The organism is Granulicella sp. L60 (assembly GCF_009765825.1).
GTDB lineage: Bacteria > Acidobacteriota > Terriglobia > Terriglobales > Acidobacteriaceae > Edaphobacter.
The window spans coordinates 212,191-230,151 of the sequence record NZ_LMUR01000010.1 but is presented as its reverse complement, the minus strand read 5'-3'; the positions used below and the strand labels follow the sequence as shown (position 1 = coordinate 230,151).

Genomic DNA, 17,961 nt, shown 5'->3' with positions numbered 1-17,961 from the left:
CTATGAACCGGCACACCTCCTAGACGAGAACCGAAGCTGCCGCCTCAAGGATGATCGCGACCACACTTTCCGGTGCTGTTACCAGCGGCGCGTGATCGACCTCGAGAGCTCGCGTTGTAGCCTTCATTCGCTCCGCCATGAAGTGTTGCGTCTTTGGGTTAATCATGCGATCTTGCTCAGCAATCAAAAACCACGACGGCTTGGATCTCCACGCCGGTGCCGGAGCGGGTTCTTGAATACACGTCACTGCAATTGGTCTTTGGACAGCCTTAGACAAAGCCACTTGATCGGCGGAGGCTAGATGTGCAAATGCATTCCTGAAGCCATCCTCAGGCATCCATATGAGGCCGTCAGTGTCAGGAGCCAATTTAGGTGCCTGGGGATGTGGTTCATCCCGATAAAACACCTGAGCAACTGTCTCGCCTTCGTCAGGGGCGAGTGCTGCGATGTAAACCAATGCTTTCACTCGGTCATCATTTGCTGTAGCGATGACAGCGCCTGCATAAGCGTGCCCCGCGAGAATTACAGGCCCCTGTGTTCGTGCTATGACACGTCTCAAAGCCTCCGCATCGTCGCTAAGAGAAGTCAGAGGGATAGGAGCTGCGATTACTCGCAGCCCTTGTTTCTCGAGCGGAAGGATCACATTCATCCAACTTGAACCGTCGGCCCACGCTCCGTGGACCAAAACCACCGTTGCATCTTCAGGTAAGTTCATTGCTAATTCCTCGTTACAACTGAACTGTTGTTGCTGGGAAATCACCACAGGCTAGAGATCAGCCAAGGAATTCGCGTATCCGCTGCGCGATGAAATCGCATGAGTCTTCGAGAGCGAAATGGCCGGTTTCGATGAGATGTAACTCTGCATCGGGGAGATCCCGCCGATAAGCTTGTGCTCCTTCGACCGTAAAGAAGGGATCGTTCTTCCCCCAAACGATGAGCATGCGAGGCTGCTTGCTACGGAAGTAGCCATGCCAGGTGTCGTAGAGCACGACGTTTGACTGGTAATTGTGGAGCAAGTCGAGCTGAATGGCATCGTTTCCTGGGCGATCGAGAAAGAGCTGATCCATGGTGAAAGAATCCGGGCTAATGTGAGAGGCATCCTTAACCCCGTGCGTGTACTGAAAGATTGTCGTTTCTTTGGTCAGGAGAGCGCGGACAGGCTTTTCAGTCTCTGCATTGCGATTGGCCCAAAAAGGCTTCATCGGATCAAAGGCTGCACCAATCCCCTCGACATATGCGTTGCCGTTTTGAACCACGATTCCTTGAACTGCATCCTGGTGTTTTGAAGCGATACGATAGCCCACTGGCGCACCGTAGTCCTGCACGTAAATGGTAAATTTCTTTAGACCCAGAACTTTGAAAAGGAGTTCTTCGGTATAGGCGGCGAGATTATCAAACGTATAAGCGAAATCGTTGGTACTCGGGGCGTCGCTATAGCCGAAGCCAACATAATCAGGCGCAATGACGTGGTACTTGTCGGCCAGTTGCGGAATTAGATCCCGGAACATATGGGAGGAACTTGGAAACCCATGCAGAAGAACGATGGTATCTGCATCCTTAGGGCCGGCTTCACGGTAGAACATCTTCCTGTCGCGTACGGTTGCATACTTGTAGGTCGTCATTTCGGAACCTCGAATCGAATTTGTTATGGGCTGTGGATGCGCTTGCCACCACAACCGGCTACGTGAATTGAGATTGTGAAACACCGTTAAAAGATTCAATAAAGGTGTTATTCTTTCCTTGTAGCAGTTTATAGCGGAGGTCATCATGGTGAGGGCGTCGGAGGGACAGTCAGATTGGATCGAGGGCTTCTTATTCGTTGCCAATCACATTGCGTTAGATTTTCTGAATACCAAGCCCATATTGGATGACGGTCCTCAAGAGTTGCTCACCAACGGTGATGCGCTTGGGAGATGGTTGTTTGCATCAGGGATCGTGACCGGTAGCAGAGAGAAAGCGATTGTGCATCGCTGGAGTGATTCCGATAAAGGCGATGGGTTGGTGCGAGATCTCACCGCGTTTCGAGAACGCCTTCGAGCAGCGGTTACTCGATTCGAAGCGGTATCGCTCCCGTCTGACGCATTCATCGCAGAATTGAATGAACTTCTGACGAAATACCCAAGAACTGTTGCACTTCGCAAGAAGGGCTCCCACCTTACACAGGAAGAGGTCTTTGATTTGCAACGAGCGGACAATCTCTGGGGAATCATCGCCGCTGCTGCGGCAGATTTGTTTTCGAACGTAGACGCCGCCCGCGTCCGCAAGTGCGAATCGTGTGTCCTGCACTTCCACGACACAAGTAAGAAAGGCTCGCGCCGCTGGTGCAGTATGAACATCTGCGGAAACAGAGTCAAAGTCGCCGCCTATCAAAGTCGGGTGCGTAAGGGACAGGGTTGAGCACTCGCTTGAGGCTATGTCGGATTCATCGATTAGAAAAGACCGGATCATCACCGCCCCCGAAAAGCTATGAGCGAACTGAGATATCTCTTGTGCGAGGCACTCGCAAATTTGAATCTGTCTAGACTCCCTTGATTTCGCCGCCGTCCATCCGAACCGAAGCTCCAGTCAACCAATGGGCCTCTGGAGACAACAGATAAGCCATCAAGCCAGCGACTTCTTCTCGCTGACCGTAACGTTCGATTCCAGCCTCTTCTGGGAAGCGCTTCATCGCTTCCTCGAGAGATAGATTCTGCTTAAGAGCCCAATGCTCAAGGAAAGATCGACGTCGGCCAGTCATGACCGCTCCAGGAACAACACTGTTGACCTGAACACCGTCTTTGATTCCTTGCTCTGAAAATGCTTTCGCGAGCGCAATAATTGCCGCATTGATCGTTGCGACAGCAGCGGACGCAGGCTTTGGGGCTAATGCTGCACTCCCCGAAATGAAAACGACGGAACCTTTTGAAGCTTTGAGCGCTTCCCAGGCATGAAGTGTAAGACGGCGAGCCCCATGCAGTTTCAATTCGGTGCCTTTCATCCATTGGTCATCGGACATTTGAAACAAGTCGATTTGCGGAACCGCTCCGGCAATATTCAAAATCGCATTGATCTTGCCGAACCGCTCCAATGTACCGTCGATCAATTGTTTGGGTGATCCAGTTTCACTCAGGTCCAAACTGCATGGCCACGGCTCCGCCGCGACAGCCCTTACCTCGGCAGCGACCTCATTGAGAAGCTCCCCATTGCGTGCCGCTAAAACAACAACGGAAAAATCTTTGGCTAGCCGTACAGCAGTCGATCTACCGATCCCTTGACTTGCGCCGGTTACTATCGCAACGGTTTTCTCCATCGCTTTACTCCTTTATAAGACGCCACTAGGCAAAGCATCCACATGAATATTTCTACATTCGAGCGGACAGCTGCAGTGGTACGAAAACGGCATGCTTGGTCTCATTCGCTGGCTATATGGGTTGAAGGGCCGTAACTCGCTAGACTTTTGTTTAGGCGCGGAGTAGTTCTGTTCATGTGCTCAGTCTGGTTACACAAGCACTGACACTTTGAGGTACACCATGACAACTGACAACAGCTTCTCGTTTGGACGCCGCAAACTATTGACTGGTTTAAGCGCGGCCCTCGGAACAGTGGCGATCGGGTTCAACGGCGCGACGCTTTTGGCACAGCCAGTCGTGGGCCAGCCTGACAATAGAGTCGCCAAACCATCCATCATTGTTTTCGATGTCAATGAGACTTTGATCGACATCGAGTCAATCGGCCCGCTCTTTGAACGTGTCTTTGGCGATCGTCGGGTTGTTAGGGAATGGTTCAACCAACTCGTCTTATATTCCGATGCCGTCACACTCTCTGGCTTCTACGTGACGTTTTTTACCTTAGCTCAGGGAGTGTTGGAGATGCTGGGCACTATTTACAAGGTGCCTGTGCGAGCTGGCGATGTCGAGGAACTGCGAACCAGAATGTTGTCTATGACAGCGCATAAAGATTCTGCTGAGGGGCTTCGAATGCTGAAGGAGGCAGGGTTCCGCTTGATCACTTTAACAAACTCGCCCCCCGATCCCAAGGGAAGCCCTCTCGAACATGCAGGTCTCTCTCATTTCATTGAGCGGCAATTCAGTATCGATGCCGTCCGCAGATTCAAACCAGCTCCTCAGGCGTATCACATGGTGGCGGAGTTGTTAGACGTTCCTCCTTCCGCCATCTGCTTAGTTGCGGCTCACACATGGGACACCATGGGCGCTCAGAGTGTTGGCCTCTCGGCTGGTTTGGTGGCACGGCCAGGCAACGCTGTGTTGCCGGTTCATGGACTGCCGCAGCCGCAAGCCGTTGCTTCCGATCTTCCAGGCGTAGCGAGGCAGTTGATTGCGCTCTGGCGTTGAGATTTCCGGGCTGAGCATTGCTTATTTACTTGTGGCGTATTGATTATGCCAGCACGGCCTTCGGTCCTTACTTATGGTGCCGTCGGAAACTTGCCAGTTCATACGCGGCGCGCTGGATGTGCTGAACCTTTCAAGTAGAGCACTGGAGGAAGGTTAATGTACGCGGTCAACTATCGGTCGATCTTGGTCGACGGGATCAGGATTGCATATCGCGAAGCAGGCGATAGTAAAGCACCTTCACTGTTGCTGCTTCACGGATTTCCAAGTGCAGGTCATATGTTTCGCGATCTCATACCGCTTCTTTCGGAAAGATTCTACTTGATTGCGCCGGATATGCCGGGCTTTGGCCAGTCTGACATGCCTTCTCCGACGACATTCAAGTATTCGTTCGAGAACCTTGCCAGAATCATTGACGGGTTCCTCGATGCCATTCACATGCGCTCGTATTCGATGTACGTGTTTGACTATGGGGCTCCTGTTGGCTTTCGCCTGGCATTGAAGCACCCGGAAAGCATCCAATTCATCATCTCTCAAAATGGCAATGCCTATGAGGAGGGGCTGAACGATAGCTGGTCGTCTCTTCGGTCCTATTGGGCATCGCCGACCGATGAGTACCGGGAGTCACTGCGAAGCGCATTCTCGGCCGAAGCAATCAGAAGCCAATATCTCCAAGGCGTTCCCGATGAAACGTTCGTCTCTCCCGATGGCTCGTGTCTCGACAGCTACTACTTGACTCGCCCTGGGGCGCATGAGCCACAGTTGGATCTCTTCGAAGATTATGGATCGAATGTCGCGCTGTATCCGGCATTTCATGAATACTTTCGAACTTACAACCCACCGCTGTTGGCAGTATGGGGTGAGAACGATCCTCATTACCTTCCGGCTGGGGCCGAGGCGTTTCGTCGAGATCTATCTGACGTTGAAGTTCGATTTCTGGATACTGGTCATTTCGCTCTGGAGACGCACAGCAAAGAAATTGCAGATGCGATTCGCGAGTTTTTCGGCGCGGAAATCAAGGTCTAATCTCCGGGGAATCAATGCGATCCCCGCAAGAGCCGGTCGATCCAAGCAATTCGTAAAAGTCGTTGTGATGCCGCAAGACGTGAAGAATACTTCGTCATCGCTGAAAACACCGGTTCTATTGCTAATAACGGTGCACACCTAATCTCACAAAGAACCATAGGAGGATGCAATGGAACGTCGAACTGTAATTGGAGTCATCACCGCTGCTACTGTTAGCGCCTTTTCATCGACGCCAGAATCTTTGTTCGCCTTGGGGCAGAAGACGAGCGCCGTACCGGAAGCTCTCGATCATTTCGAGACGACTGAGATCAAGACAAAAGACAATACCATCTTCATCAGGCGTTATGGGCAGGGGCCTCCACTTTTGCTGGTGCATGGCTTTCCAAGAACAAGTCTTATGTGGCGATATGTGGCTCCCTTGCTTGCCAGGAACTATACCGTCATCTGCGTCGATCCTCGTGGATACGGCCGCAGCGGAGTCCCCGCTTCCACGGAGGACCACTACCCCTATACGAAGCGTGCTATGGCAAATGAATTGGTCGACGTTATGGCACACCTTGGGTTCTCACGGTTTTCCGTCATCGGACATGATCGTGGTGGCCGAGTTTCCTACCGTCTCGCGCTCGACCACCCTGAAAAAGTTGATCGACTCGCGGTATTCGATGTCATACCGATTTCCGATGGGTGGGGCCACGCGGACGCGAAGTTTGCCATGACTTATTGGCCTTGGGTTCTGTTGTCGCAAAAGGCCCCTCTTCCCGAATCCTACCTTTTAGGTGCACCGGGAGCGGTCTTCGGCAATCCGTTTGGCCAAGGCTCTTTCGGCCCAGAAGTTCGAGCAGAATACACGGAAACCTACCGAGATCCGGCTCGCGTGCATGCGATCTGCGAGGAGTACAGAGCGGCTGCCACACTTGATATTGAGCACGATAAAAAAGACTTGCAGGATTCACGGAGGATCAAGAGCCCGATGCTTCATCTCTGGGCCATCGGTGGCCCACTCGATTCGTTTTATGAGCAACAAGGCGGCCCACTTGGCATCTGGAGAAAGTGGGCGGACAACGTCCAGGGACAATCTATCAAAGGTGGACATTTCTTCCCGGAAGAGAACCCAGCTGAGACAACGGAGCTCCTCATAAAATTCCTTTCCGCGTGACCAGAAGCACCAAGAAAAGACGTGCCCTTTGAACAATGAATTGAGCACTCTAAGACTCTGGAGAACGCTTACGCTTGCGTCATTAGGAGGCGCGCTCGAATTTTATGACTTTGTCATCTTCGTTTTCTTCACAGGAGTCATAGCTAATCTCTTCTTTCCCCCAGGAATTCCTACATGGTCTCGCCAGTTGCAAACGTACGCTCTATTGGCAGCCGGTTACTTTGCGCGGCCACTCGGCGGTATCGTGATGGCTCATTTCGGTGACACCAAGGGGCGTAAGAAGATCTTCACGCTGAGCATCCTGATGATGGCGGCGCCCACATTCCTCATTGCATTATTGCCAACCTATGCCGAGGCGGGTCTTGTGTCTCCGCTCCTTTTGCTACTGTTGCGTTTGCTCCAGGGAGCGGCGATCGGGGGTGAGGCTCCTGCGGCATGGGTGTTTGTTTCAGAACACGCGAGGAAAGGCATGTATGGCCTTGCTGTAGGCGTACTAACGGGCGGTTTGAGCTTGGGGATATTGCTTGGTTCTGTGATCGCGACTAGCTTGAGTGTATTTTTTACGCCAGAGCAGCTGTCGCAAGGCATTTGGAGGGCTCCTTTCGCTGTTGGTGGGGTGTTTGGATTTATAGCCGCATTGCTTAGGAGGTGGTTACCAGAGACTCCGGTCTTTCTAGCGATGCGGGCACAGATTGAAACTGCAAAGACTCAACCGCTAAGGATGGTCTTGACTTCGCATCGCGGGGCAGTGGCCAAGTCGATTGTCTCCACATTGAGCCTTACAGCGGGAATCGTTGTCACAATCTTGATGACTCCCTCTTTGCTCCATCAGCTTTTTCATGTTCCGACAAAAGCAGCACAGATTGCCGGCCTCTTTGGCACAGCTGCCCTGTGCCTCGCCACGGTCTTCATTGGCTGGGCTAGCGACCGTTTCGGACTGCGGCTGGTCGCGGCTATTTCGGTGCCCTTTTTCGTTTTGTCGAATTACGCGCTATATTTTGCTGCGCGTAATGGAACGCAACATCTCGCTGTTTGGTATTTTGTCGCGGGCTTAGGTGCTGGATGCACTGTGCTGACGCCTATCGTCATTCTTCAGCTCTTCCCAACCCCCGTTCGATTCACCGGCTTTGCTCTTGGTTACAACGTTGCTTATGCGGTCTTTGGCGGAGTTGCACCGCTGATAGTCGCGTCATTATCTACCTTCACCTCTCTGGCTGCTCCGCACTATGTTGCCGTTGCGAGTGTTCTGGGGCTGATCGTCAGCCTGGAGCGATTAAGAAAAAGGGGCTCTGAGCTTCAGGGTAATCACAGTTCAGCGCCGATAAACCCTGATCGTACTCTTGAGGCATGAGTCGGATCGACGGATGATTGGAGTCGAGTGATTGTTGACCGGAAATATATTTAGCCAATCGCACACCAATAAATTTGCCACCGCATCTTAACTAGTATCGGAATTCGCCCACCGTACCATCACCCACCGGCTCTGTCGGAATCTCATTGAGAAATTGCAATTTCCTTGTCCCACATAAGCCCGACTCGTTTCAGAAGAACTTCGTGCTGGCACCAGCCAAGTGCGTGATTAGTATCACGATTGGCGAGATCGTTAAAAGGCCAGTTTTCACCTCCTAAAAGGGTGTTGCGAATTATGAATCTGCAACATACGGCACTTTCGAACGAAAAAGCAGGCGAGCTATCGCCGTTGGTGATACGTTCGCCCCACGGCGTGATCGGAGTCGAATCACAAGGGACGGTCTGGAATGGTGTTACGGTTCGTCATATAACGCAACGTCTGCATCCAGCGCCGGCATGGCAAAACCTGGCACACGCCGAAGCTACCGTAGCGATTGTGCTGGAGCAGGCGGGAGGATATTGTGAGCCACGATCAAAACTAAACCGCCCGACTCCAAGAGATCGTTACGACGCCGGGCATGTCGTGTATGTTCCTCCCAACGAAGATCTATGGGGTTATTCCGACGGCATTGAAATGGTCCGAGACGTTCGGATACGATTTGATCTTATGCATCTCGAGTCCTTGCTGGGTGAGGACCTGGATCTCAAGAAAAAGAGAGAACCTGTAATCCTTGTCTACAACCAACGAATAACAAAATGCGCGCAGCTGCTTGCTGAAGAATGTGACGACCTACCTGAGGGCAACCAAATCTATGGTGAGAGTCTCACTACTGCACTCCTGGCGGCTGTGTTTAGATCATCAGGAACATCGAAGTCGATCCTAACGGGACTCACGCGTTGGCAGCTTCGCCGGACCATTGAATACATGCAGGAATACCAGTTTCAAGATATCCGATTGAGCGACCTAGCCTCATTAGTTGGCTTATCATCGTCGCAATTTGCGAGGTCATTCAAGATATCGACCGGTTCCCCTCCTCACCGATGGATACTTGAGTCACGCATCAAGCGTGCGCAGGAACTCATGAGTCAACAGCGAAGACCGATCTCGGTGGTTTCCACCTTGACCGGGTTCGCCGATCAAAGCCATTTTACTAAGTCCTTCCGTCGAGTCACGGGCGTAACTCCTGCTGTATGGCTGCGTTTCCGTTAGCACCCTCTGATGGAACTGCAATTTTCAAGGCGCCACACAGACGCTTGCCGGTCGCTACGATGCCGATCCAAGCGCGGCAGACTGGAGGCGGTTCGGGCGGCTCCCGGGTTTCACCAACTGCGAACCCAAATACCGTAAACCCGATGGTCTCTTTCCATTCGTTCGGCTCAAGAGTCACAGCGGCGAGCAGTATCCCATAGCCGAGGCCTTCACGCAGGAAATCACGAGGCTCTATGAAGAGCGAGAACAAGAGCGAGAAGCACAACGCCTTCATGCCTCTCTTTCTCCCCAATGGGGACCGAGGTTATCGAATCTATCTCTCGAACGCTTCAGGACCTCCAGCAAATACCAGGACCGGCCCGCCTCCGCAGACATAGCCTTCTGCGTCGCCGCTTATGACAATGGCATGACCGAAGACCGGATCGAACGTACCCTTGAAGACGATTACCTCTCTCGCGATCCCAGCCCTTCCAGGCGAGCTGCCTACATCCAGAGAACCATGGCCAAGGCGAGGAGATGGGCCGAGCGATAGCATCGCTGCTTCGATTCACCTTTGCATTCTTCCTCCAGCTTTGTGAGTGACACTTCTAGTTTTCTGAGCTGGCTTTGCTACTTGCGCCATGAGGGAAAGCCGTTGAACAGGGCAGCTCCCTTCCGGTTTGCCTTTCTATCTGCGTTCAGCGTGCCGCGCTCAAAACACCCCCGCCCTTCGGACACACGCTCTCCTTCCCAGAATCCGCTTCGCGCCAGAGGTGCGGACTCCTGTCCCCATAGCAAGTCTGGGTCCCCTTCCGCAGATTCTGTCCAGTCGCCGAGGGAGTGGTCGCGACGGCACACCCTCCGGGCAAGGCCGCAAAGCACGCCTGCATGAAGTCAGGTATTCCTTGTTCGCATCCGTAAGCACCAGCCCTCGCTGATTCCGTCGAATCAGGAGTACGCCAACGTGTTCTTCAAGACGTGTGAGAGCCCTGCTCACCGTCGAGGTCGGGAGACCCATATCTCTTGCCGCCCCACTGAGAGTTCCAACCTTGGCTGCGGCGACAAATGCAGTGACGTCGTTTAGGTCAGGAGCTTTGCCTATGAGCAATACTACTTTGCAAAGCTGCATCAGCAGAAGAAGCTCGCTCATCGGCGTCGATTGTTCATTCTGCAAGAGCTCTGGCATTTACCGGTTGACGATTCTCTACTTCGATAGTTCAAGGGGTAAGAACAGGGAGAAAGCTGTGCCACTCCTGCCAAGGCGTGTCGTGCTTGATATCCGCAGATCACCTTGCAGTCGTTCGACAAGTTGAGCAGAGACCAACATCCTAAGCCCAGTGCCGGTCTCGTTCTTGGTCGTAAAGAACGGCTCATAAATCTTGCGGAGCGTTTCAGAATCCATTCCCGTGCCGGAATCGGCAATTGTGGTACGTACGCCCTGCCGTTCTTGATTACGCCAGTCTAACGATGCGCTTACCCTCATGGTTAGCGAACCTCCCGACTTCATCGCGTCGATCGCGTTCTAGATAATGTTCGCAAAGATCTGACGAGGGTCTCCTGCCAGGCACAGGATCGGCGGCCCTTCTCTATATTGGCGATGGACTGAGATGTTATTGGCAAGGAGCTTTCCGTTGTAGAGCACCAGAAGAGAATCCAGGATCTCAGAGACCTGCACAGAAGATGGAGCGTAGATTGGCGGTAAAACTTGAGCGTCTGCTGCGTGATGTGGGACACGCGGCCTACCTCCGCGAGCGCCTGGATCGCATATGATTTTGCGGCAGCTGCATCATCGCCGGTCGAGGCGAGATAGAGAAGATTGGTGATAGCCTCCAGTGGGTTGTTGATTTCATGAGCAATAGTCGCCGCCAGACGGCTCGCAATCGCCAGCTTCTCAGCCTGGATGAGCGCAGCTTCGAGACCTAAACTGGAATGCCCCCTGATGAGATACCTCAACAACGGACTTTGCTGCGGTCGCGATTCATGCTTCCCTGCACCACACGCCATCGGCGCAGACCTGCTCCACTTGAGATTGCCAGTCCCTAAAAACCTTGAATGATGGTGCGCCGAGGCTGCTTAGGACAGCCCAATTGCGAAATGCCACGTCTATCGCCAGGGGTGGCCTAACCCTACTTCGGAAGCGCAGTAGATCTCTTTTGTGACAGTCGCTGGTGGCTATGGCTATAGAGACACTATATTTCCGGCTAGTGCTTGCCGCTAGACATTGTTGGCACTGTCACCTCCCGTCACGTCGTAGGTTGCGCCTGAAACCATTCGCGCTGCGTCGGAGGCAAGGAACACGACTACCGGCGCCATCTCAGCTGGGTCGATCCACGGCACACCGAGAATTGATTTGCTCTGCAGCACCTTACGAGCCGCTTCTTCGTCGACGGCTTTGTCGCCGGTTGGCGTGCGTCCCGCCACCTGCAGAGCTTGTGCGTATCGTTCCTCATGACGCGTGAGAGGGGTATCGATGAGTCCAGGCACAAGGCAATTCGCTGTGACGCCATGCGGCCCTAGTTCCATCGCCGCAGACTTCATCAAACCGATGATGCCCCACTTCGAAGCCGAATAAGCCGAACCGTTCAATGTGCCGTGTCTTCCCTGGGTTGATGTCGTCATGATGATCCGGCCGTGTTCCTGTTGAACCATATACGGCGCAAAGGCACGGAGCGCATTGGCTGTGCCCGTCAGATTGACGTCGATCTGGATGTGCCAGTCATGGTCTTCCATCTGAAGTAGGGGACGGAACGCCTGGATACCAGCGTTGGCAAACAGGATGTCAATGTGGCCAAACTCAGCGTTGATCTTCTCTACGGCTACGCGCAGTGCGGGAAGGTCGCGCTGGTCTAGCACAAAGCTCTTCCACTGGACGCCTTCGCTCTTGACCAGTTCGCCGGTCTGGTCGAGTTCGGCGCGATTGGCAGGCTCCACTCCCGAACGCGGATCGACGACGGCGCAAATGTCGATTCCAACAACGTGAGCTCCGCTATGGGCCAAGGCCACGGCTGCTGCGCGCCCAATTCCGCGTGCCGCTCCAGTTACTACAGCTACCCTGCCATTGAGAATGTGTCTCCAAGGATCTGTCTGCGCCTGTGTCATCTGTCCCTCCATGTTTCCTATTAGTGAAATGGCGCTCAGCGCTGATCCAGCTGCAAGAAAAAACCTGCGCGATACGATCGCCTTCGCTGGCTCTTGCTTTCCATTCGATTCCTTAACCGCCTCCTCTGTCTTCCATTAACAGTTTGGGCGCGCAGAAATCGTTTAGCTTTCTCGAATAGCGGGTAATTCTGGATTCTTCAGGTGTACTTGTAATACACGCACAGAGCGTGACCGCGCAGTGCGACCTATGATTGAGAAGCGGTGAGTGATGAGCGGAAGCGTCCCGGCGTCATCCCTACCAGCTTGCGAAACGTCGTAATGAACTGGCTTTGGCTGGAGAAGCCACATTGCATCGATATCTCGATGAGCGGCACATCAGCTTTCTTCAGAAGCTCCTGAGCGCAGGCGATGCGGCGGTGATTGACGTATTGATGCGGTGTGAATCCGGTTGATTCGCGGAAGAGGACCGCAAAGTGTTGTGGGCTCAATCCAACTACATCCGCAAGAGACTGAATGGAAAGATCGCGCTCCATATCCGCTTCTATGTACTCTCGCACGCGACGTTCACGGGTGGGTCCTAAGCCTCCAGTCGCATAAGCGGCCTCGCCTTTTCGTACGCTGTAAGCGCGGAGGAGGCGCACGCAGAGGGTCGTGACCGCTGCCTTCGCCACCGAAGCATTCAGCTTTCCTCCCTCTGATTCCATATAAAGTGAACGAGCGAGTTCCTCAATCAGCAAATCTCGTACCAGATAGGTGGTCTGAAGTTGTAGGGAATCCTGCTGCAATACATCGGAGGCGAGACGCAGAAGAAACTCTTCACCGATATAGATGTGAATCAACGCTGCTCGCCGTTGCCAGAGTGTCTTGTGCGGGACCCGCGCAGGGATCACGCTAACGGCGTTCCCGATGAATTCCTTGCTTTGGCGGAGCTTTCCCGTTGCACGCCACTCCGCATGCATATGCGCTGGCTCAAGCCCCACGGTCACCTGTACGCAGTCATGCACGTGCTCCTGCCAGGTACTGCGCGGCTGTTTGGCCGCATAAACGCTGAATCCTTTTCCATCAAACCAAAAGTGATCCTTAGGCAGCGGCTCATTCGCTCCTACAAGGATCATTCTTTTCTGCGATGGCTGTGTCACGCGTTCGATCCTCTCCTTACTCAAGGGATGATCCCAGTCTAAAGAATCCACAAGTTCCGGAAGAACCAAAGATACAAAATCACTCGGCTGAAGCCAGACTATATCTGAGGTTGGCAGAAACACCCAACGGCTGTGCCTCATGTAAAAGGAGAAATCTCATGGATACCACAATTTCTGCAAAAGTGATTCCGGCTACTGCTCTCACGCAGGATGCCGAGATCTTTGAGTACAGCAAAGCCGCCGACCCGATCTCTTCCGGCGCGACTCCACGAATTCCGGTCCGAACATTCTCGAGTGAACTGTATGCTTCCGGCGCGACCCGCGTCGTTCCACTCGACCTAAGCAAAGAATTGAAGACCCCATATCCTGTCACAGGCCCGAGCGTTCTGGCGGGTTTTGTTCGCATCAAGGCTGACGAGTCGATCACCACTTCACCCAATGCCACCAGCGAGTTCTTCTACGTAATCAAAGGCAACGGTCATACCGAAACTGAAAAGGGCACCATCGAGTGGAGTGAAGGTGACATCTTCGTGTTGCCTGGTTTGGCTGCGGTGCACCATGCTGACGCTGATACGGCCTTCTACATGGTTAACGATTCGCCGCTGCTCGCCTATCTTGGTGTGGAGAAGTCGAAAAGCCGCTTCCGGCCGACGCTGTACACTCGTGCCACAATTATGACCGAGTTGGAAAGGGCTAAAAACGACCCAAACGCAGCCAAGCGCAGTCGTGTGAGCGTACTGTTGGCAAACAAGAACTTCGACCAGACGTTAACCATCACGCACACTCTTTGGTCTATGTTCGGCATTGTGCCTCCCGGGACGCGGCAGCTTCCGCACCGTCATCAGTCTGTTGCACTCGATTTTGCGGTAGAAGCGAAGCCAGGCGTATATACCCTGATCGGACCGGAACTGAATGCGGATGGTTCCATCAAAGATGCTATCCGAGTGGACTGGGTGAAAGGTGCTGGGTTCGTAACACCAGCGGGCTACTGGCATGAGCACGTCTGGGGGCCGACTCGTATGGAAATGCCTCTCGCAACTGTTGCGCTACCCACTCACTCGTTGGGTGCCTGGTTACATTGAAGTGCAGGATGCGGCGCCGGTTGTGCGTGATGACAAAGAAGCCATATAGCACACCAAAGGTGAGCGTGGGGACAGTGAAGAAGTCCATTGCGGCGATGGCTTCGCGGTGATTGCTCAGGAAGGCTTTCCACTGTTTCGCCGGTTCTGGGTTCCTCGGAGCCTTTCGCATCCATCTCGAGACTGTTCGCTCTGAGATGTCGAAGCCGAGCATCTTCAACTCGCCATGAATACGCGGCGCTCCCCACGTCGGGTTTTCGACAACCATGCGGAGGATCAGTTCGCGCAACTCCCTGCTCACGCACTTCCGGCCTGGGCGAGCCTTATGCCGCGAGCGCCACGTCCAATACAATTTGAAACCGGCTCGATGCCAACGAACGACTGTCTCCGGTTGGACGACGACAAGCGTGCGCTTCCACCTCGACTAGAACCGCCGCAGCGTCACCCAAAAGACTCGGTTCTATAGCGAGCCTCGGTCGGGGATGCCGTGCCTGGAGGACAGTGAGCTGTGTCGCAAAGCCAAATCTCCAGCAGTAAATCCCGGCGAGAACACAAACTGCAGGCCATCAGGCCCATGAACAATCTCAGCATACGGAGCATACATGGTTTGTATCAGAGAAATTGCTGCCTAACTTCAGCCCAGATTCAATTTTGGCGAGCCACAGCTTCGCCCTCTGTGGGAGCCGCGTAGGTATGGAAACCTTCATCTCCGCTTGCCATTTCGATTCCAATGCGGACCGGAGTCTCTTATCGTCTGAAACTGCCATGCCCTTCTCCTTTTACGCGCCGCTGAGCTACTCAATCGAGGAGTGATGCCCCCAATCGAAGCGCCTACCGAGGATGCCCTTTACAATGAGGTGGTCTGTCCCTGCGGTAGGTCCAACTCCCACTCCGATATTGATCTCCCATTTGGGCGAAGTATTTAGGTCGGTGACAACAAATATTTGCTGTTGTTGGTTGTGCAATGAGTCAAACGCTCCGAGACGTCCATAATCGGCGTAGTATTCGACGCCGCCGCTCACGACGCGTGAGAAGTCGTAGCCCACCTTCACACCCGGCGAAAAACCCAGCCCTTGTTTTACATCGGGTCCATGCAAGGTGCGTTCCAATGCCGGATTGAATGCGAAATACCACCGACCCACGGTCTTATCAATGATCGGCCGGATCTCCCACGTCCATGTGTCCAGCGAATAGACGGCGCGCTGATAGCCGATCTCGGTAGATAGACTGAGACCTACCGGAAGATGCCAGCTATCGGGTGCGCGGACGCGCGGACGTATGTGATCGCCAACCCACTGCACACCGTGGCCATCCTGTTCGCTGGTAAAAACATAGAAGCCGATCTCCGACCAGCTCGTAATACCTTCGGTAAGTTCGAGCGTCTCATGCTCCTGATGATTGGTCGGAATGACGCCATCGATGTAGTTCTTCTGACCTTCCGGGGTGAAGTTGGAGTGCAACTCCGTCATCAGAGTCTTCGGTGCAACGGTGTCCGCACCGTAAACCTGGATCTCATAGTTTCCTTGTGCCACAGCGGGTCGCACGCACAAGAGGGCTGCGATTGCGAGGACTGTGTTGATAGCCAGCCTGATCGTTGAGTTACGCATAGCCGAACACCATCATGAATCCTCGGTCCATGTGATCTTGCTGGTGACAGTGAAAGAGTGTCTTGCCGGGATTGTCGGCCACAAACTCTACCTCTACGATTCCACCGGCCTGCACCAGCACCACATCCTTGCGTATGCCGGCGATCTCAGGGCTGTCCTCGATCCGGCGCACCTCAAACGTATGCCGGTGTAGATGCATGGGATGGTCATCCATGCTCTTGTTCTTCATGACCAGGCGGTATCGCTGTCCGGTCTGCAGATTGGGGGAGTTGGCGGGTGTGGAGTTTTGGGGATAGCTCAGACCGTTGATCAGCCAGAGCTCTTCGTTGCCGTGCCCCTGGAATTTGGAGTTAAAGATCAGCTCGATCGTCTTTGCGTCTTGATGTTGTGCGGCATCGCCTGCCCCTGCGAACTGACGATAGTTCCATACAAGATCCTCCGGCTGCGTCCATACCGGCTTGCCGGAAGAGTTGGCGTATTCGATGACTACACCCATTCCGCTGGCTTGAACGTGTTTGCGGACTTCACCCAGGACCCATACGCCGGGATTGTTCATCTCTACGATGGCAGAGACGCGCTCCGCGGGGGCGAGCCGAAGCATGGAAACGGTCTGAGCCTGGGCTACCGGATTTCCATCCAGCGCCACCACCTTGAAGCTATGCCCCGAGAACGAAATCCAGTGAACCTCGGTCGGGCTGCTGTTGAGGATGTGCATCATGACGCGCTCGCCTTGTTTGACCTTGACGGGATCTCCAGAGCCGAGCATCTTGCCGTTGATCGTTGCCACGTCGTATACCGGGTTCATATAGCCGTCGTCGCTGCTTAGGAATTGGCCGTTCCAGTCATGGAGTCCAAGGAAGACCTCCCGATCGTATGCAGCAGGGTTGTCACGCGGTTCGATCAGCAGGAAGCCGTGCAGTCCACCGTACTGCGCCTTGGTGAGATCCTTCCCCGCGAACGTATGCGTGTGATACCAGCGGAAACCTGCTGGCTTGGGCGTCATCGTGTAACGCGTAGAGGCCCTCGGCGCAATCATTGGTGTGCCTTCCTCCATTGCTCCGTCGATATCCGGTGGCAAGTAAAGGCCGTGCCAGTGAACCACCTCCGCATCTTTCGTCAGGTTCCGAATCTCGACAGACTGAGGCTCACCCTCCCGCATCCGGAACAACGGACCGGGAATCTGGCCGTTGTAAGCTGCTGTCCGGATGTGATGTTTCGGCGATGCTTCCAGGGTATAAGGCGCAATCTCAAGCGTCACGTCCGCCGCCGCCGCCGCACGGGCCGCGCCGGCCAGCGCGAGTGATCCGACCGCCATCCCAGAAAGTTGAGTGAAGCGTCTGCGTGTCAGTGCAGGGGGAGGCACGGAATTGCTCATAGTTCTTTGTAGCTCCGATACAGTTCAATGAAAAGCGAGTGAAGTTAGTTAGAAACCTGGCCAAAAAGATTGAGATCCATCACAACGTCATTGTCAGCTTTCCAGATCAGGAAGCTTGGGTTCTTGAGACCCCACTGAACATAGGGAATGACGAATTGCGCCCTCGCCGTTGCCTTCGATCCATCCCTATGAAGCTGCATCTGAATCGTCAGGTCGTGAGGGCTACCGAGTAGAGTGAACACTCCGCTCACCTGAATGGTTGAGTCGCCAGAGGGAGCGATTGTCCCGGTGTAGGTTTTGGGCGCAAAGGAGACAGTCGTATACTGCTCCACCTTGAGAATGTCCTTATTCATCTTCTTGTCGCGGCTGTCGTTACCGGTCTTGCCGCTTCCGGCCAGAACGGTCACCGAACCCGACATCTTAGGATTACTCCGATCAAACTCAATCGATCCCGATTGGATGTGAAAGGTGCCGTTGACAAGTTGGTGGGTTGTTTTGAGCGTCATCTTGACCTCGCTTGCATCGGGATTGACGACGAAGGTCTGATGCTGTGCGAGTGCGGCTGGACCGAGTATGAGCGCGAGGGCTACAACTGCGAAGGATTTCATTACAT

General features: G+C 53.8%; 17 protein-coding genes and 2 pseudogenes. 8 read left to right on the top strand and 11 right to left on the bottom strand.

Annotated features, from left to right (window positions below; genetic code table 11):
• Nucleotides 1-19: 19 nt before the first annotated feature.
• Nucleotides 20-763: an alpha/beta fold hydrolase gene (locus tag GSQ82_RS04270; protein WP_254061419.1), complete on the bottom strand. Its 744-nt coding sequence runs from the start codon at nucleotides 761-763 to the stop codon at nucleotides 20-22.
• Between the two features lie 10 nt (nucleotides 764-773).
• A complete protein-coding gene (locus GSQ82_RS04265) occupies nucleotides 774-1,622 on the bottom strand; it encodes an alpha/beta fold hydrolase (protein ID WP_158790769.1) in 849 nt (282 codons plus the stop codon).
• A gap of 145 nt (nucleotides 1,623-1,767) precedes the next feature.
• Here GSQ82_RS04265 and GSQ82_RS04260 point away from each other — a divergent pair, with 145 nt between their 5' ends.
• A complete protein-coding gene (locus GSQ82_RS04260) occupies nucleotides 1,768-2,397 on the top strand; it encodes an ABATE domain-containing protein (protein WP_158790768.1) in 630 nt (209 codons plus the stop codon).
• 121 nt (nucleotides 2,398-2,518) lie between these two features.
• Here GSQ82_RS04260 and GSQ82_RS04255 read toward each other — a convergent pair whose 3' ends face one another.
• The gene (locus GSQ82_RS04255) at nucleotides 2,519-3,289 is read right to left on the bottom strand and encodes an SDR family oxidoreductase (RefSeq protein ID WP_158790767.1); all 771 of its coding nucleotides are present in this window, start codon (nucleotides 3,287-3,289) and stop codon (nucleotides 2,519-2,521) included.
• Nucleotides 3,290-3,509: 220 nt separating this feature from the next.
• Between GSQ82_RS04255 and GSQ82_RS04250 the strand changes: the two genes are divergently transcribed.
• From GSQ82_RS04250 to GSQ82_RS04225, 6 genes and pseudogenes are all read left to right on the top strand, one after another.
• Entirely contained in the window at nucleotides 3,510-4,331 is an 822-nt protein-coding gene (locus GSQ82_RS04250) for a haloacid dehalogenase type II (RefSeq protein WP_158790766.1), read from the top strand.
• Nucleotides 4,332-4,487: 156 nt separating this feature from the next.
• A complete protein-coding gene (locus GSQ82_RS04245) occupies nucleotides 4,488-5,354 on the top strand; it encodes an alpha/beta fold hydrolase (protein WP_158790765.1) in 867 nt (288 codons plus the stop codon).
• 169 nt (nucleotides 5,355-5,523) lie between these two features.
• On the top strand, nucleotides 5,524-6,510 hold the full coding sequence (locus tag GSQ82_RS04240) for an alpha/beta fold hydrolase (protein ID WP_158790764.1): 987 nt from the start codon (nucleotides 5,524-5,526) through the stop codon (nucleotides 6,508-6,510).
• 28 nt (nucleotides 6,511-6,538) lie between these two features.
• Complete coding sequence (locus GSQ82_RS04235; RefSeq protein WP_158790763.1) at nucleotides 6,539-7,861, top strand: MFS transporter; 1,323 nt, start codon at nucleotides 6,539-6,541, stop codon at nucleotides 7,859-7,861.
• A 294-nt stretch (nucleotides 7,862-8,155) separates the two neighbouring features.
• Complete coding sequence (locus GSQ82_RS04230; RefSeq protein ID WP_158790762.1) at nucleotides 8,156-9,070, top strand: helix-turn-helix domain-containing protein; 915 nt, start codon at nucleotides 8,156-8,158, stop codon at nucleotides 9,068-9,070.
• A gap of 91 nt (nucleotides 9,071-9,161) precedes the next feature.
• A pseudogene (locus tag GSQ82_RS04225) lies at nucleotides 9,162-9,602 on the top strand (DNA-primase RepB domain-containing protein); the annotation flags it as partial.
• 159 nt (nucleotides 9,603-9,761) lie between these two features.
• Here GSQ82_RS04225 and GSQ82_RS25560 read toward each other — a convergent pair.
• The 4 genes from GSQ82_RS25560 to GSQ82_RS04200 all read right to left on the bottom strand — a co-directional run bounded on the left by GSQ82_RS25560 (nucleotide 9,762) and on the right by GSQ82_RS04200 (nucleotide 13,263).
• Nucleotides 9,762-10,178: a LysR family transcriptional regulator gene (locus GSQ82_RS25560; RefSeq protein WP_371417164.1), complete on the bottom strand. Its 417-nt coding sequence runs from the start codon at nucleotides 10,176-10,178 to the stop codon at nucleotides 9,762-9,764.
• A 75-nt stretch (nucleotides 10,179-10,253) separates the two neighbouring features.
• Nucleotides 10,254-10,565 carry an ATP-binding protein gene (locus GSQ82_RS25555; RefSeq protein WP_371417163.1) on the bottom strand — a complete coding sequence of 104 codons (312 nt, stop codon included), beginning with the start codon at nucleotides 10,563-10,565 and terminating at the stop codon, nucleotides 10,254-10,256.
• A gap of 698 nt (nucleotides 10,566-11,263) precedes the next feature.
• Complete coding sequence (locus GSQ82_RS04205) at nucleotides 11,264-12,148, bottom strand: SDR family NAD(P)-dependent oxidoreductase (protein WP_158790758.1); 885 nt, start codon at nucleotides 12,146-12,148, stop codon at nucleotides 11,264-11,266.
• A gap of 245 nt (nucleotides 12,149-12,393) precedes the next feature.
• Complete coding sequence (locus GSQ82_RS04200; RefSeq protein ID WP_158790757.1) at nucleotides 12,394-13,263, bottom strand: helix-turn-helix transcriptional regulator; 870 nt, start codon at nucleotides 13,261-13,263, stop codon at nucleotides 12,394-12,396.
• Nucleotides 13,264-13,445: 182 nt separating this feature from the next.
• Between GSQ82_RS04200 and GSQ82_RS24920 the strand changes: the two genes are divergently transcribed.
• Complete coding sequence (locus tag GSQ82_RS24920) at nucleotides 13,446-14,369, top strand: cupin (RefSeq protein ID WP_254061418.1); 924 nt, start codon at nucleotides 13,446-13,448, stop codon at nucleotides 14,367-14,369.
• Nucleotides 14,370-14,541: 172 nt separating this feature from the next.
• On the opposite strand, the pseudogene GSQ82_RS25550 reads toward GSQ82_RS24920, so the two are convergent.
• The 4 genes and pseudogenes from GSQ82_RS25550 to GSQ82_RS04175 form a co-directional block, all read right to left on the bottom strand.
• Nucleotides 14,542-14,667 (bottom strand): annotated as a pseudogene (locus GSQ82_RS25550) (hypothetical protein); the annotation flags it as partial.
• A 493-nt stretch (nucleotides 14,668-15,160) separates the two neighbouring features.
• A complete protein-coding gene (locus GSQ82_RS04185; protein WP_158790755.1) occupies nucleotides 15,161-15,973 on the bottom strand; it encodes a hypothetical protein in 813 nt (270 codons plus the stop codon).
• Nucleotides 15,966-17,348, bottom strand: coding sequence for a multicopper oxidase family protein (locus GSQ82_RS04180; RefSeq protein WP_158790754.1), 1,383 nt, complete (start codon nucleotides 17,346-17,348; stop codon nucleotides 15,966-15,968). Before GSQ82_RS04180 ends, GSQ82_RS04185 begins: the two co-directional genes overlap by 8 nt.
• 44 nt (nucleotides 17,349-17,392) lie before the next feature.
• A complete protein-coding gene (locus GSQ82_RS04175; protein WP_158790753.1) occupies nucleotides 17,393-17,956 on the bottom strand; it encodes a YceI family protein in 564 nt (187 codons plus the stop codon).
• Nucleotides 17,957-17,961: the final 5 nt, after the last annotated feature.

Bases quoted from the DNA above. Each gene is read 5' to 3' on its own strand.
- GSQ82_RS04265 (WP_158790769.1), bottom strand. From the start codon at position 1,622: ATGACGACCTACAAGTATGCAACCGTACGCGACAGGAAGATGTTCTAC.
- GSQ82_RS04260 (WP_158790768.1), top strand. From the start codon at position 1,768: ATGGTGAGGGCGTCGGAGGGACAGTCAGATTGGATCGAGGGCTTCTTA.
- GSQ82_RS04255 (WP_158790767.1), bottom strand. From the start codon at position 3,289: ATGGAGAAAACCGTTGCGATAGTAACCGGCGCAAGTCAAGGGATCGGT.
- GSQ82_RS04250 (WP_158790766.1), top strand. From the start codon at position 3,510: ATGACAACTGACAACAGCTTCTCGTTTGGACGCCGCAAACTATTGACT.
- GSQ82_RS04245 (WP_158790765.1), top strand. From the start codon at position 4,488: ATGTACGCGGTCAACTATCGGTCGATCTTGGTCGACGGGATCAGGATT.
- GSQ82_RS04240 (WP_158790764.1), top strand. From the start codon at position 5,524: ATGGAACGTCGAACTGTAATTGGAGTCATCACCGCTGCTACTGTTAGC.
- GSQ82_RS04230 (WP_158790762.1), top strand. From the start codon at position 8,156: ATGAATCTGCAACATACGGCACTTTCGAACGAAAAAGCAGGCGAGCTA.
- GSQ82_RS25560 (WP_371417164.1), bottom strand. From the start codon at position 10,178: ATGCAGCTTTGCAAAGTAGTATTGCTCATAGGCAAAGCTCCTGACCTA.
- GSQ82_RS04205 (WP_158790758.1), bottom strand. From the start codon at position 12,148: ATGACACAGGCGCAGACAGATCCTTGGAGACACATTCTCAATGGCAGG.
- GSQ82_RS04200 (WP_158790757.1), bottom strand. From the start codon at position 13,263: ATGATCCTTGTAGGAGCGAATGAGCCGCTGCCTAAGGATCACTTTTGG.
- GSQ82_RS24920 (WP_254061418.1), top strand. From the start codon at position 13,446: ATGGATACCACAATTTCTGCAAAAGTGATTCCGGCTACTGCTCTCACG.
- GSQ82_RS04185 (WP_158790755.1), bottom strand. From the start codon at position 15,973: ATGCGTAACTCAACGATCAGGCTGGCTATCAACACAGTCCTCGCAATC.
- GSQ82_RS04180 (WP_158790754.1), bottom strand. From the start codon at position 17,348: ATGAGCAATTCCGTGCCTCCCCCTGCACTGACACGCAGACGCTTCACT.
- GSQ82_RS04175 (WP_158790753.1), bottom strand. From the start codon at position 17,956: ATGAAATCCTTCGCAGTTGTAGCCCTCGCGCTCATACTCGGTCCAGCC.